Genomic DNA, 14,213 nt, shown 5'->3' on the forward strand with positions numbered 1-14,213 from the left:
GGGGCGCCCGGTGTTGTCACCGGGCGCCCCACACCTCTTCGTCGCCCCGCCTACTCCTGCGCGCGGTCCGTCGGCTGGCCCGGGTCCTCCGGGGGCTCGATCGTCGGCGGGGTGAAGGGCGGAGGCGTCGGCGTCGTGGTCGTCGGCTCCTCGGTCGGGGGCTCGGTGGTGGGCGCCTCGGTCGTCGGCTCCTCGGTCGGGGGCTCGGTGGTGGGCGCCTCGGTCGTCGGCTCCTCGGTCGGCGTGTCCGACGGCGTCGGGGTGGAGGACGACGGCGACGGGGGCGGCTTGACGGCCGCTCCCTGGCTGGTCTCCAGGTCGAACCTGCTGGTCTTCTCCATCACGCCGAAGGTGTAAGCCGACCAGATCTGCGCCGGGAAGCCACCGCCGTTGACCCGGTCCTCGCCGCCCGCGCCGTACATCTCGACCTGCGGGTGCGGGGGCTTGTCGTCCTCGCCGAACAGGCCGACCGCGGTGACCAGGTCGGGGGTGTAGCCGGCGAACCACGCCGACTTGTTGTTGTCGGAGGTGCCCGTCTTGCCGGCCACCTGCTGGCCGCCGCGCAGCGGATGGTCCCGCACGGCCACGCGGGCCGTGCCGTCGTCGACCACGCCGGTCAGGACCGAGGTCACGGTGTCGGCGGCCTCACGGCTGATGACCTGCTCGCCGACCGCCTCCGGGACGGTGACGGTGCGGTCGAGGTGCTCCGCCGACTTCAGGATCGTCGGGGTGGTCTTCTTGCCGTGGTTGTCGAGGGTGGCGTAGACACCGGCCATGTCCAGCGGGCTCGCACCCATCGAGCCCAGGGTCTGGGCGGGCACCGCCTCCAGCTTCTCGACGTCCATGCCGAGCTCGCCGGCGGTCTCCATCACCTTCTCCATCCCGATGTCGACGCCCATCTGCGCGAAGACGGAGTTGACGGACTTGTTCATGGCCGTCTGGACGGTGACGTCGTCGTAGTCGACGTCGCCCTGGTTCTCCGGGGCGAACCCGACCTTCCTGCCGTTCTCCTCGACGGGACGCTTGCTGGTGCCGTCGTAGACGGTGTTGGCCGTGATCGGCTCGCCGTCCTGGGTCTCGGCCTGCTCCTCGACGGCGGCGGCCAGGATCACCGGCTTGAAGGTGGAGGCGGGCTGGTAGTCGGCGCGGGTGGCGTTGTTCGTGTAGTGCTTGAGGTAGTCCACCCCGCCGTACATCGCCACGACCGCGCCCGTCTTCGGATCCACGGACACCGCGCCGGCCTGGACGTCGGCGTCGACCTCGCGTTCCTTCGGGTCCAGCTTGTCGGTGAGCTGGGTCTTGACCGCCTTCTCCAGCGCCGCCTGCTTCTTCTTGTCGATGTTGAGCGTGATGGTCCAGCCGCCGAGATCCACCAGGGCGTCGGCCTGCTTGGCGTCCTCGACGGCGCCCTCGGCGACCAGCTGCTTCTTCAGGGCGCTGTTGGCCGCCTCCACCAGGTAGCCGGTCTGGCCCGCCATGCCCGGGCTGCCCTTGGGGGCCTCCGGCACCGGGAACTCCATGCCGGACCGCTCGGAGCCGTCCAGCCAGCCCTGCCCGACCATGTTGTCCAGTACGTAGTTCCAGCGGTTCTTGACCAGCTTCTTGCCGGTCTCCGAGGCGACCGCCCAGTCGTACTGGCTCGGTGCCTGGAGGAGCGCGGCGAGGTAGGCGCCCTGCTCGACCGTGAGCTCCTCGCTGTCGACGCCGTAGTAGGCCTGAGCGGCGGCCTGGACACCGTAGGCGCCCCGACCGTAGTAGCTGGTGTTCATGTAGCCGGCGAGGATGTAGTCCTTGGACTTCTCCTGGTCCAGCTTCAGGGAGATGACGAGTTCCTTGAGCTTGCGGGAGACCGTCTGGTCCTGGGTCAGGTAGTAGTTCTTCACGTACTGCTGGGTGATCGTCGAACCGCCCTGCGCGCCCTTGCCGGAGAGGGTGTTCAGCACACCGCGCGCGGTGCCCTTGAGGTCGACGCCGGCGTCCTTGTAGAACGTCTTGTTCTCGGCGGCGACGAAGGCCCGCTGGACCGGCTTGGGAACCTGCGCCAGCTCGACGACCTCACGGTTGACCTTGCCGTCGCGGGCCATGATCGAGCCGTCGCTGTACTTGTAGACGTTGCTCTGCTCCTGGGCGTCGGCGTTCCCCTCGGGGATGTCGATCACCATGTACAGCACGATGAAGGCGCCCATGCCGAGCAGGCAGAGCCCGAAGAACGTGCCGAGGATCTTCTTCCAGGTGAACAGGCGGCGTATCCGGCCCCGGCCCTGCCCGCCCGACGAACGGCCCCCGGATGCCACACGGTGCCCCCCGCGCTGTCGTGCGCGTCGTTCTTCCGCTCGTCCCATGGGTCCGCTCTGCTCCGCTTCGTTCATGTGTGCGCTACTGCCACACGGGTTCGTCCCTCTGGTCAACTCCGCAAGCTAACACCGGGAGGTATGACAAACGGCCGCCGATCCGGTCTTTACGGACGTGACAATCAGCACCCGCCCCACTGGAACCGACGTGCGAGCGGTGGCCAAGGTTGCCGTGACCCGTTAAAGTGATATCACTTGGATAGGCAGGCGCTAGCAGTGCGAAGACCGTGCGGCGGGCGCCCCGAAAGGCGGGGGATCACCCATGTCCACACAGGACGCGCAGGTCACGGCCGTGGTGCCGGAGATGCCGGCACCACGCGTACGGGAGAAGGCGGCGCACAGCATCGGCGGCGGGCTGGCCCTGATACTCGGACTGACCGGACTGCTGCTCGGCGTCGGACTGGCCGTCAGCGCCACGGCGGTCACCGGGGACGGACCGAAGGCCCTGCTGATCGTCAGCGGCATCCTGATCGCCATGGCCGCGTTCCTCGCGATGTGCGGGCTGAACATGGTGGCGCCGGGCGAGGCCCGCGTAGTCCAGCTCTTCGGGCGGTACCGGGGCACGATCCGGCAGGACGGCCTGCGTTGGGTGAACCCCTTCACCTCACGTACCAAGATCTCGACCCGCGTACGCAACCACGAGACCGCGGTCCTCAAGGTGAACGACGCCTACGGCAACCCCATCGAGCTCGCCTCGGTCGTGGTGTGGCGGGTGGAGGACACCGCGCAGGCCACCTTCGAGGTGGACGACTACGTCGAGTTCGTCTCCACCCAGACCGAGGCCGCCGTCCGGCACATCGCCATCGAGTACCCCTACGACGCCCACGAGGAGGGCGGCCTCTCGCTGCGCGGCAACGCCGAGGAGATCACCGAGAAGCTCGCGGTCGAGCTGCGCGCCCGGGTGGAGGCGGCCGGCGTCGAGATCATCGAGTCCCGCTTCACCCACCTCGCCTACGCGCCGGAGATCGCCTCGGCGATGCTCCAGCGGCAGCAGGCGGGCGCGGTCGTGGCGGCCCGGCAGCTGATCGTGGAGGGCGCCGTGGGCATGGTCGAGACGGCGCTGGCCCGGATCACCGAGCACGACATCGTGGAACTGGACCCCGAGCGCAAGGCCGCGATGGTGTCCAACCTGATGGTGGTGCTCTGCGGCGACCGCGCCGCGCAGCCGGTCCTCAACACGGGGTCCCTCTACCAGTGACCACCCCCTCCGACCCTCCCGAGGGCAAGGCCCCTCGGCGCAGGCCGCAGCAGCGCAAGCAGGTGCTGCTGCGGCTGGACCCACTGGTGCACGAGGCGCTGGCGCGGTGGGCGAACGACGAGCTGCGCTCGGCCAACGCGCAGATCGAGTTCCTGCTGCGCCGCGCCCTCGCGGAGGCGGGCCGCCTCCCCGGCGAGGCGGGCCCCCTCCCCCGCCGAGGCCGTCCACCGACCCGGCCCCCCGGCGACCCGCCCAAGTCCGGGTGACACCCCGCCCGGGTCCGGCACCCACGGCACTCCGGTGACAGAACCGTGACAATGGGCCCCCACCTGGGCTTCCGCACCCTCCCCGGCGCTCTGCACGCGCGACGTATACACGGAGCGTATACACCGTGTGTAGAGTCCTCCGCATGTCCATCGGTCACACCCTCCTCGGGCTCCTGGAGTCCGGCCCCCGCCACGGTTACGACCTGAAGCGGGCCTTCGACGCGACGTTCGGTCACGACCGGCCGCTGCACTACGGCCAGGTCTACTCGACGATGTCCCGCCTGCTGAAGAACGGACTCGTCGAAGTCGACGGCATCGAGGCCGGCGACGGCCCCGAGCGCAAGCGGTACGCGATCACCGAGGCCGGCGTCACCGACGTCGCGCGCTGGCTCGCCACACCGGAGAAGCCGGAGCCGTACCTCCAGTCGACGCTCTACACCAAGGTGGTCCTCGCGCTGCTCACCAGCCGCGACGCCGCCGACATCCTCGACACGCAGCGTTCCGCGCATCTGCGCGGCATGCGCGTCCTCACCGAGCGCAAACGCCAGGGCGATCTGGCCGACCAGCTCATCTGCGACCACGCCCTTTTCCATCTCGAGGCCGATCTGCGCTGGCTGGAGCTCACCGCGGCGCGCCTCGACAAGCTCCGTGAGGCGGTCACCCGATGACGATCCCCGCCGGATCCCTGCTCGTCGCCCGGGACCTGCGCAAGGCGTACGGCCCGACCACCGCGCTGGACGGCGCCGCGTTCTCCATCCACCCCGGCGAGGTCGTCGCCGTGATGGGCCCCTCCGGGTCGGGCAAGTCGACCCTGCTGCACTGCCTCGCCGGGATCGTCACCCCCGACTCCGGCTCCATCACGTACGACGGGCGCGAACTGACCGCGATGAACGACTCCGAGCGCAGCAGGCTCAGGCGCTCGGAGTTCGGCTTCGTCTTCCAGTTCGGCCAACTCGTGCCGGAGCTGACCTGCGTGGAGAACGTCGCCCTGCCGATGCGGCTGAACGGCACGCCCCGCAAGGAGGCCGAGCGGGCCTCCCTGTCCTGGCTCGAGCGCCTCGAGGTGGACGACGTGCGCAGGAAGCGGCCCGGTGAGGTCTCCGGCGGGCAGGGCCAGCGGGTCGCCGTGGCCAGGTCGCTGGTCACCGGCCCGCGGGTGCTGTTCGCCGACGAGCCGACCGGCGCGCTGGACTCGCTCAACGGCGAGCGCGTGATGGAACTGCTCACCGACGCCGCGCGCTCCACCAACGCCGCCGTCGTCCTCGTCACCCACGAGGCACGGGTCGCCGCGTACTCCGACCGCGAGATCGTCGTGCGCGACGGGAAGTCCCGGGACATGGAGCACGCCGTATGAGCGGGACGCACTCCGGCGGGACGGAGGGGCGACCGCCCGCTGCCCGCAACGGGTCGAAGGTCCGGGCCGTGGCCCGGGACCTGGGCATGGGCCTGCGGTTCGCCCTGGCCGGCGGACGTGAGGGATGGGTCCGGGCCCTGCTCACCGGCGTCGGCGTCGGCCTCGGGGTGGCACTGCTGCTGCTCACCGCCGCGCTGCCCGGTGTACTGACGGAGCGGGACCGGCGGGAGGAGGCCCGGCTCGACTGGCCGTTCAGCGGGGAGGTCCTGCCCGAGGCCGACGACACGCTGCTCGTCGCGCGCACCGACACCTACTTCCGCGACCAGCACATCCGCGGCCGGCTGATGGAGCCGGAAGGCCCGAAGGCCCCCCTGCCTCCGGGTCTGAGCGACTTCCCCGCGGTCGGCGAGATGATCGTCTCCCCCGCCCTGAAGGACCTGCTCGCGTCGGACGACACGGGCCTGCTGCGTGAGCGGCTGCCGTACGACATCACGGGGACGATCGGCGAGCAGGGGCTCGTCGGTTCGCAGGAACTCGCCTACTACGCGGGCGGCACGGAACTCGCCGGAGAGATCAACTCGTCGGCGGTGCGCCTCGACTTCTTCGGCACCCCTGACGGGCAGGTCTCCGAGGAGGAGAACGACCCGGTGCTCATGCTCCTGGTCCTGGTCGTCTTCGTGGTGCTGCTGACGCCGGTCGCCGTGTTCATCGCGACCGCCGTGCGGTTCGGCGGGGAACGGCGCGACCGCAGGCTGGCGGCGCTGCGGTTGATCGGTTCCGATGCCTCGGCCACCCGGCGGATCGCGGCGGGCGAGGCGCTCGCCGGGTCGCTGCTCGGACTGGCCCTCGGCACGGTCTTCTTCCTGTTCGGACGGGAGGTCGCCGCCTCCTTCGAGGTGTTCGGCGTCAGCGTGTTCCCGAGCTATCTGAACCCCTCGCCGCTGCTGGCACTGCTGGTCGCGGTGGCGGTTCCGGCCGCCGCGGTGCTGGTGACGCTGCTCGCGCTGCGCGGGGTCGTCATCGAACCGCTGGGCGTGGTCCGCACGGCACGACCGGCCCGACGCCGGCTGTGGTGGCGGCTGCTGCTGCCGCTGGCCGGAACCGCGATGCTCTACCCCATGGTCGGACAGGGCCGCGAGAACGGGGAGTTCAACGAGTACCTGGTCGCCGGTGGCGTCCTGCTGCTGCTCATCGGGGTCACCGCGCTGCTGCCGTGGATCGTGGAGACCGTCGTCCTCCGGCTCGGCGGGGGCAGCCTGTCGTGGCAACTGGCGGTACGCCGGCTTCAGCTCAGCAGCGGCATGGCGGCCCGGACGGTCAACGGGATCGCGGTGGCGGTGGCCGGCGCGATCGCGCTCCAGATGCTGTTCGTCGGCGTCGAGGGCGACTACACCGAGGACACCGGGCTCGACGTGGCGCTGGCCCAGGCGCAGGTGAGACTGCCGGACGGCCAGGAAATCGCCCCCGCCGCCGAGAAGTTGTCGGACACCAAGGGGGTGAGCAAGGTCTACGCGGTGTCCTACGGCTACGTCGCCGACCGGCCCTGGGGACAGGAGCCGGGCGAAACCGCCGCCGTGACCGTCGCCGACTGCGTGACCCTGCGCACGGTGGCGGAACTCCCTTCGTGCGGTGACGGCGACGTGTTCGCAGTGGCGGGCCCCGAGTTCGACACCGGCACCGCTGCGCTGAACCGGCCGGGCCGGGAACTCCACTTCGAGGTGTCCGACCCCTCGACCGCCTCCGGCTACAGCGAGGACGTCCGCTGGACGGTCCCCACGGGTGTCAAGCAGGCCCGGTCCGTTCCTGACCCCGCGGGCAATGAGCGCGGTGGCTTCCTGCTGACCCCGGGCGCGGTGACGGCCGGGGTGACGGACGCGCTCTCCGGCGAGCTCTACCTCGCGGTCGACGACTCGGTGCCGTACGCCATGGAGCATGTCCGCAACACGGCCGCCGCGATCGACCCGTTGACGGACATGTTCACGTGGACCGCCACCAAGCGTTCCGATACCTACGAATCCATCCGTACCGGCCTGTTCGTCGGCGCCGTCTGCGTCCTGGTGCTGATCGGGGCGAGCCTGCTGGTCTCCCAGCTGGAGCAGTTGCGCGAACGCCGCAAACTGCTGTCGGCGCTGGTCGCCTTCGGCACCCGGCGGCGCACCCTGAGCCTGTCGGTGCTGTGGCAGACGGCCGTCCCGATCGGCCTGGGGCTGACGCTGGCCGCGACGGTGGGCGTCGCGCTGGGTGCGGTCCTGCTGCGGATGGCCGGGACCTCGGTACGGGTGGACTGGGCGAGCCTGTTCCAGATGACCGGCATCGGTGCGGGCGTCGTCCTGGCGGTGACCCTGCTGAGCCTGCCGCCCCTGCTGCGCATGATGCGCCCGGACGGCCTCCGCACGGAGTGACCCGGTCCGCCCCGCCCCGCACCACGGGGCGGGGCGGGCGCGGTGGTCAGGCGGCATCCGGGACGATCCGTACCGGCAGGTCCGCCATCGCCTCCCGGAGGGCCGCCGCCAGTTCCTCGTACTCCGCGGTGCGGGCCGCGCCCGTGCGCATGGCGAGGGCGATACGGCGGGAGGGGGCCGGGTCGGTGAAGCACGCGGTGCGCAGGCGGCCGGCGCGGCTGGTCTCGACCTCGACGGCGGTACGGGGCAGCAGGGTCACGCCGAGGCCCCCCGCCACCAGTTGCACCAGCGTGGACAGTCCCGCCGCCGTCGTGGTGGCCGCGACCCCGGCGCGGCCCGCCTCGCGGCAGATGTCGAGGGCCTGGTCGCGCAGGCAGTGCCCCTCGTCGAGCAGGAGCAGGTTCAGCTCGCGCAGGACCGCACGGGGAAGCCGCACCCGACCGCCGAGCGGGTGGTCCGGCGGTGTGACGAGCACGAAGTCCTCGTCGAACAGCGGCATCTCGGTCACGCCCGGCGTCCCGTACGAATACCCCCGCCCGGACCCGCTCGCAGCCGGGGAAGCCTCCGCTGCCGGGGCCGACACGGCGAGGAGCAGCAGATCCAGCCGACCGACGGCCAACCCCTCCAGCAGGCTCGCGGTCTGCTCCTCGTACACCTGGAGGTCGAGGTGCGGATAGCGGACGCGGACCTGCCGCAGGACGGTGGGCAGCAGATACGGCGCCACCGTCGGGATCACCCCGAGCCGGAACACCCCGGTGAACGGTGCACGCAGCGCCTCCGCCTCCTCGATCAGCGCCTCGACGTCCTCCAGCACCGCCTTGGCCCGCACCGAGAGGCGCTCACCGGCGGGCGAGAGCAGCACCTTGCGCGTCGTACGCTCCACGAGGGTGACACCCAGCGTCTCCTCCAGTGCCGACACGGCCCCCGACAGCGCGGGCTGACTCATCCCGATGGCCGCGGCGGCGTCCCGGAAATGCAGATGCTCGGCCACCGCGGAGAACGCGCGCAGCTGCGCCAGGCTGGGCTGCCGTCTACGCCGATTACCCACGGTCACTCATAGGTTCCTCCGATCAACCTGACCGATTGTAGCTATTTCACTAATCAATGCACCCTGTGCCAACATCAATCACGTCCAACCCATGGGAAAACCCTGCAATCCGGGTGTTTCCTCGCTGCAAGGAGAGCCTGTGCTCACTGTTGGTGACAAGTTCCCCGAGTTCGAACTGACGGCCTGTGTCTCGCTGGAGAAGGGCAAGGAGTTCGACACGATCAACCACAAGACCTACGAGGGCAAGTGGAAGATCATCTTTGCGTGGCCCAAGGACTTCACCTTCGTGTGCCCGACCGAGATCGCTGCCTTCGGCAAGCTGAACGACGAGTTCGCCGACCGTGACGCCCAGATCCTCGGCTTCTCCGGTGACTCGGAGTTCGTCCACCACGCCTGGCGCAAGGACCACGACGACCTGCGTGACCTGCCGTTCCCGATGATGGCGGACTCCAAGCACGAGCTGATGCGCGACCTCGGCATCGAGGGCGAGGACGGTTTCGCCAAGCGCGCCGTGTTCATCGTGGACCAGAACAACGAGATCCAGTTCACCATGGTGACCGCCGGCTCCGTCGGCCGTAACCCCAAGGAGGTCCTGCGGGTCCTGGACGCCCTGCAGACCGACGAGCTCTGCCCGTGCAACTGGTCCAAGGGCGACGAGACCCTGGACCCGGTCGCACTGCTGGCCGGGGAGTGACCTGACATGTCGCTCGACTCCCTCAAGTCCCGCCTCCCGGACTACGCCAAGGACCTGAAGCTCAACCTGGGCTCGGTCATCGGCAACTCCGACCTTCCCGCCCAGCAACTGTGGGGCACGGTGCTGTCGACCGCGATCGCCTCGCGCTCGGCCATCGTGCTGCGCGAGCTGGAGCCCGAGGCGAAGGCGAACCTGTCGCCCGAGGCGTACACGGCGGCGAAGGCCGCCGCCGCGGTGATGGCGATGAACAACGTCTTCTACCGCACCCGTCACCTGCTGTCGGACGACGAGTACGGCACGCTGCGCGCCGGCCTGCGGATGAACGTCATCGGCAACCCGGGCGTCGACAAGGTCGACTTCGAGTTCTGGTCGTTCGCGGTGTCCGCGATCAACGGCTGCGGACAGTGCCTCGACTCCCACGAGCAGGTCCTGCGCAAGGCCGGCGTCGAACGCGAGGTCATCCAGGAGGCGTTCAAGATCGCCGCGGTGGTCCAGGCCGTCGCCGCCACGCTGGACGCGGAGGCGGTTCTCTCGGAGTAACTCCGTAACTCCGCGGACCCTCCCTCCTCATCCGCAGCGGGCCCGATCACCACGACGGTGACCGGGCCCGCTGTCGTGCACCACCGCCGTGCCCCTCCCGCACTACCCCCGCGTGTCCTCCGGCAGAACCGGCCCCGGCGGGGCCGGCGGCTCCGGCGGGGCCGGGGGCACCTCCGTTACCGGGGGCTCCGGCGGCCCGTGGTGGCTCATGGCCGCCGAAACCGCCGTGGCGCCCCGGGGCTCGGGGGCGAGACGTACGGGCGCCTCCCGCGAGTACGCGCGCAGATAGCCCACGACGGTGTTCGTCACCGCGACCAGCGGTACGGCGACCACCGCACCGCCGATCCCGGCCACCATCCCGCCGGTCGCGACCGCCAGCACCACCGCGAGCGGATGGACGCGCACCGCGCGGCCCAGGATGAACGGCTGGAGGATGTGGCCCTCGATCTGCTGCACCGCCAGGACCACCACCAGCGTCATGACCGCCGTGAACACGCCCTGGGTGACCAGCGCGACGACGACGGCCAGCGCCCCCGACACCACTGCGCCGACGAGCGGGATGAAGGCGAACAGGAAGATGAAGACGGCGAGCGGCACCGCCATCGGCACGTCCAGGAAGTAGATGCCGAGGCCGATGAAGATCGCGTCGATCAGCGCCACTATCACCGTGCCGCGCACATACGCCGTCAGCGTCCGCCACGCGGCCGGCCCCGCACCGGCGACACCCGGGCGGGCGGCGGCGGGCACCAGCTTCAGCGTCCACTCCCAGATGCGCTTGCCGTCGTAGAGCAGGAACAGCGTCGAGAAGACCGCGAGCAGGATGCCGGTGAGCGCCTCGACGACGACGGTCACGCCCTCCAGGCCCGCCGAGGTGATCTGCTCGGTGTTGGCGCCGACCGCCTCACGCAGGTTCTTGGCGATCTCGTTGATCTGCTTGTCGGTGACGTGGAAGGGACTGTTGAGCAGCCAGTTGCGCAGCTCGTCGATGCCGTCCTGGATCTGGTCGGAGAGGTGGTCGATGTTCTCCATGACCTGCCAGGTCACGAACCAGCCGATGAGGCCGATGACGACGAACCCGAACAGCGCGGTCAGCGCCGTGGCCGGGCCGCGCGGCAGCCCGAGCTGCCGCAGCCAGGCCACCGTCGGCTGCAGCAGCGCCGTGATCAGCAGCGCGGAGACGAAGGCCAGCACCACCAGTTGGACGGCGCCGATGACCCGCATGAGCACCCAGACCGTGCCCGCGAGCACCAGCAGGCGCCAGCCGGCCTCGGCGGCGACCCGCACGCCCCACGGCACGGCCTGGGCGGGGTCCGGGCGGGAGGATATGACATGAGCCGGAACAGAGGCGTGCCCGGAATCGGCTGCGGGGACGTGGCCGCCCGGCAGCTCGGGGGCACTGTCGGCGGGTGCGGCGGCCGGTTCGGTCGGCTCGATCGCCTCGGCGTGCTCCGGAGCGTCCCGGCTCTCCCGTTCCATCTCGGCGCGGCGCTCTTCCAAGCGCCTGCTCACTTCGGTCAGTCGGGCTCCGACCCGGCCGAGCCATCCTGGCACTCGTGACATGAACCGTCCCCTGCCCCCGTTCCGCACCACCACTCCCCCTGGAGTCGTCGCTCCGACCGTACATGGCGAAAGCCCCACACCTTGAGGACGGTGTGGGGCTCTGCCGAGGTTGAGCGGGACCGCGGGACGGTGGGTACGGCACGGTCCGGGAAGCCTAGTACCAGTGGTTGGCCTGCCAGAACGACCAGGCGCCGCAGGGGCTGCCGTAGCGCTCGTTCATGTAGCCGAGGCCCCACTTGATCTGGGTGGCCGGGTTGGTCTGCCAGTCGGCGCCGGCCGAGGCCATCTTGGAGCCCGGCAGCGCCTGGACGAGGCCGTAGGCACCGGAGGAGGGGTTCATGGCCTTGTAGTTCCAGGTGGACTCGCGCTGCACGATGTTGCTGAAGCACTGGAACTGGTCGCCCGGAATCATCTGCCGGGCCATCGCCTGGACCTGGGAGACGGTGTACGAGCTCTGGACCGCGAAGTCGGAGGCGGAGGCGGACGCCGTCTTGGCGCGGCTGGCGGCCTTCTCGGCCTCCGCGCGCTCCTTGGCCTCCTTCGCGGCCTGGGCTTCCTTGGCCGCCTGCTCGGCGGCTTCCTTCTTCTTGGCGATCGCGGTCTCGGCGGCGGCCTTGCGGGCTGCCTCCTCCGCGTCCTTCTTGGCACTCGTGTCCGCGGCGATGGCCATGGTTTCGGCCTGCTGCGTCAGGGATGCGGTCTGCACCTGGGCCTGCTGGCCCGCGGGGATGTCCGCGAGCAGCGTGGTGCCGGCTGCCGTCGCCTCGAGGTCGTCGTTGGTCTGCGCGGTACTGCCCGACGCAACACCGACGACGCTTCCGACAGCGGTGACCGCCGTGGCCGAGGCCACTGCGAATCCCCGGACCGAAATCCGGCTCACACGGTTTCCTTCCAGCATCGACCGCTTCGGTGACCCTCGCGGACGCAATCGTGCCCCTGGCACTGGCCTCCCCAACTCGGGTCACGGAAGGCACGGGCCCGGTGGGCAACTCCCGAACGGGAGCGCCACGTGGTGCTCGGGCGGCATACGACGACGCTATGCAGTTGGCGCTGGTGCCTGTGTGGCGCCTCACCGCTGGGGGTGAGGCTGTGTCGCATGCGGGGCCTGACAGGAGTGAGACTCTGCCGTAATCCGGAGGCGCGAGGCAATTCCATCACGCGTGTGAAAGCTCACATCTCGTTTGTCCCTGGAGATTCCCGGAAAGCCGCACGCACGCCGACGCCGCCCGGCTAGGCTCTTCGCCTTTCCGGACGGCGCCAACTGCCGTGCTGTCGAACCCCGTTCGGAGACAGGACCAAAAAGGACCCACCTGACCCACAGGGCCCTTCGAAGGACTCTCCCGGCCTATCGCCCCAATGGGCCGGATAGGCCTCGACATGCCCGATAGAACCCGGACGGCCCATCAGGGTCGGATCAGGTTCATATCAGGAGTGGACGTGTCAGAGCTGCCCGTCCTCCAGCATTTCGGTCACGAGGGCGGCGATCTGGGACCTCTCGGACCGGTTCAGGGTCACGTGCGCGAAGAGCGGATGCCCCTTCAGCTTCTCGACGACGGCGACCACACCGTCGTACCGGCCCACCCGGAGGTTGTCCCGCTGGGCGACGTCGTGGGTCAGGACGACCCGCGAGTTGGCGCCGATTCGGGACAGAACGGTCAGCAGTACGTTCCGTTCCAGTGACTGCGCCTCGTCGACGATCACGAACGCGTCGTGCAGCGAGCGGCCCCGGATGTGGGTGAGCGGCAGGACCTCCAGCATGCCGCGCGCGGTGACCTCCTCGATGACCTCACGACTGGTGACCGCCGACAGCGTGTCGAAGACGGCCTGCGCCCAGGGGCTCATCTTCTCGGCCTCGCTGCCGGGCAGATAGCCGAGCTCCTGCCCGCCCACCGCGTACAGCGGACGGAAGACCATCACCTTCTGGTGCTGTCGGCGCTCCAGCACCGCCTCCAGGCCCGCGCACAGCGCCAGCGCCGACTTGCCGGTGCCGGCCCGGCCGCCCAGGGACAGGATCCCCACGTCCGGGTCGAGCAGCAGGTCGAGCGCGATCCGCTGCTCGGCGCTCCGGCCCTTGATGCCGAACGCCTCCCGGTCGCCGCGCACCAGACGGACATCGCCCTCGGGCGTGACCCGGCCGAGCGCCTTGCCGCGCTCGGACTGGATGGTCAGCCCCGTGTGCACGGGCAGGTCGGCCGCTTCGGGCACGTGGATGTGCCCCTCCTCGAAGAGGACGTCCACCTGCTCGGCGGGCAGGTTCAGTTCGGACATCCCGGTCCAGCCGGAGGCGTCCGTGACGGCGAGCTCCGCACGGTACTCCTCGGCGAGGAGGCCCACGGAGGACGCCTTGATCCTGAGCGGGAGGTCCTTCGACACCACGGTGACGTCGAACCCCTCGGCCTGCAGGTTGCGGGCGACCGCGAGGATGCGGGAGTCGTTGTCCCCCAGGCGGTAGCCACTGGGCAGCACGCCGGGGTCCGAGTGGTTGAGCTCGACACGCAGGGTTCCGCCGAGGTCCCCGATCGGAAGGGGGGCGTCGAGGCGGCCGTACCTCACCCGGTAGTCGTCGAGCAGGCGCAGCGCCTGCCGGGCGAAGTATCCGAGTTCGGGATGGTTCCGCTTGGCCTCCAACTCCGTCACCACGACGACGGGAAGCACGACCTCGTGCTCGTCGAAGCGGCTCAGGGCGTTGGGGTCGGCCAGCAGAACGCTGGTGTCGATGACGTAGGTGCGCCGGTCGGGCTTGTGGCGCTGTGTGCTGGTCACCACGGAAGGACGTACCCCCTCGGAAGAGGTCGGGGAG

12 protein-coding genes are annotated in these 14,213 nt (G+C 70.2%); 7 read left to right on the plus strand and 5 right to left on the minus strand.

Features of this window, described 5'->3' with window-relative positions:
* Window positions 1-50: 50 nt before the first annotated feature.
* On the minus strand, window positions 51-2,342 hold the full coding sequence (locus AB0I73_RS12280) for a transglycosylase domain-containing protein (protein WP_363036415.1): 2,292 nt from the start codon (window positions 2,340-2,342) through the stop codon (window positions 51-53).
* Window positions 2,343-2,613: 271 nt separating this feature from the next.
* Between AB0I73_RS12280 and AB0I73_RS12285 the strand changes: the two genes are divergently transcribed.
* The 5 genes from AB0I73_RS12285 (at window position 2,614) to AB0I73_RS12305 (ending at window position 7,571) form a co-directional block, all read left to right on the plus strand.
* Window positions 2,614-3,549 (plus strand): SPFH domain-containing protein, encoded by a 936-nt coding sequence (locus AB0I73_RS12285; protein ID WP_363036416.1) that lies wholly within the window; start codon window positions 2,614-2,616, stop codon window positions 3,547-3,549.
* The gene (locus tag AB0I73_RS12290; RefSeq protein WP_363036418.1) at window positions 3,546-3,815 is read left to right on the plus strand and encodes a hypothetical protein; all 270 of its coding nucleotides are present in this window, start codon (window positions 3,546-3,548) and stop codon (window positions 3,813-3,815) included. Before AB0I73_RS12285 ends, AB0I73_RS12290 begins: the two co-directional genes overlap by 4 nt.
* Window positions 3,816-3,958: 143 nt before the next feature.
* Complete coding sequence (locus AB0I73_RS12295) at window positions 3,959-4,483, plus strand: PadR family transcriptional regulator (protein WP_279334159.1); 525 nt, start codon at window positions 3,959-3,961, stop codon at window positions 4,481-4,483.
* Entirely contained in the window at window positions 4,480-5,169 is a 690-nt protein-coding gene (locus AB0I73_RS12300; protein WP_363036420.1) for an ABC transporter ATP-binding protein, read from the plus strand. Before AB0I73_RS12295 ends, AB0I73_RS12300 begins: the two co-directional genes overlap by 4 nt.
* Before the next feature lie 86 nt (window positions 5,170-5,255).
* Window positions 5,256-7,571, plus strand: coding sequence for an FtsX-like permease family protein (locus AB0I73_RS12305; RefSeq protein WP_363036601.1), 2,316 nt, complete (start codon window positions 5,256-5,258; stop codon window positions 7,569-7,571).
* A gap of 46 nt (window positions 7,572-7,617) precedes the next feature.
* Here AB0I73_RS12305 and AB0I73_RS12310 read toward each other — a convergent pair whose 3' ends face one another.
* Entirely contained in the window at window positions 7,618-8,625 is a 1,008-nt protein-coding gene (locus AB0I73_RS12310) for a LysR substrate-binding domain-containing protein (RefSeq protein ID WP_363036422.1), read from the minus strand.
* Window positions 8,626-8,758: 133 nt separating this feature from the next.
* Here AB0I73_RS12310 and AB0I73_RS12315 point away from each other — a divergent pair, with 133 nt between their 5' ends.
* Window positions 8,759-9,313: a peroxiredoxin gene (locus AB0I73_RS12315; RefSeq protein WP_109376779.1), complete on the plus strand. Its 555-nt coding sequence runs from the start codon at window positions 8,759-8,761 to the stop codon at window positions 9,311-9,313.
* Window positions 9,314-9,319: 6 nt separating this feature from the next.
* Window positions 9,320-9,853: an alkyl hydroperoxide reductase gene (locus AB0I73_RS12320; RefSeq protein WP_363036425.1), complete on the plus strand. Its 534-nt coding sequence runs from the start codon at window positions 9,320-9,322 to the stop codon at window positions 9,851-9,853.
* Between the two features lie 102 nt (window positions 9,854-9,955).
* Here AB0I73_RS12320 and AB0I73_RS12325 read toward each other — a convergent pair whose 3' ends face one another.
* The 3 genes from AB0I73_RS12325 to AB0I73_RS12335 all read right to left on the minus strand — a co-directional run bounded on the left by AB0I73_RS12325 (window position 9,956) and on the right by AB0I73_RS12335 (window position 14,179).
* Window positions 9,956-11,413 (minus strand): AI-2E family transporter, encoded by a 1,458-nt coding sequence (locus tag AB0I73_RS12325; RefSeq protein WP_363036427.1) that lies wholly within the window; start codon window positions 11,411-11,413, stop codon window positions 9,956-9,958.
* A 154-nt stretch (window positions 11,414-11,567) separates the two neighbouring features.
* Window positions 11,568-12,293: a transglycosylase SLT domain-containing protein gene (locus AB0I73_RS12330; protein WP_363036429.1), complete on the minus strand. Its 726-nt coding sequence runs from the start codon at window positions 12,291-12,293 to the stop codon at window positions 11,568-11,570.
* Between the two features lie 560 nt (window positions 12,294-12,853).
* Entirely contained in the window at window positions 12,854-14,179 is a 1,326-nt protein-coding gene (locus AB0I73_RS12335) for a PhoH family protein (RefSeq protein WP_109376775.1), read from the minus strand.
* Between the last annotated feature and the right edge of the window lie 34 nt (window positions 14,180-14,213).

Origin of the sequence: Streptomyces sp. NPDC050388 (genome assembly GCF_040655635.1) — a bacterium.
Classification (GTDB): Bacteria; Actinomycetota; Actinomycetes; order Streptomycetales; family Streptomycetaceae; genus Streptomyces.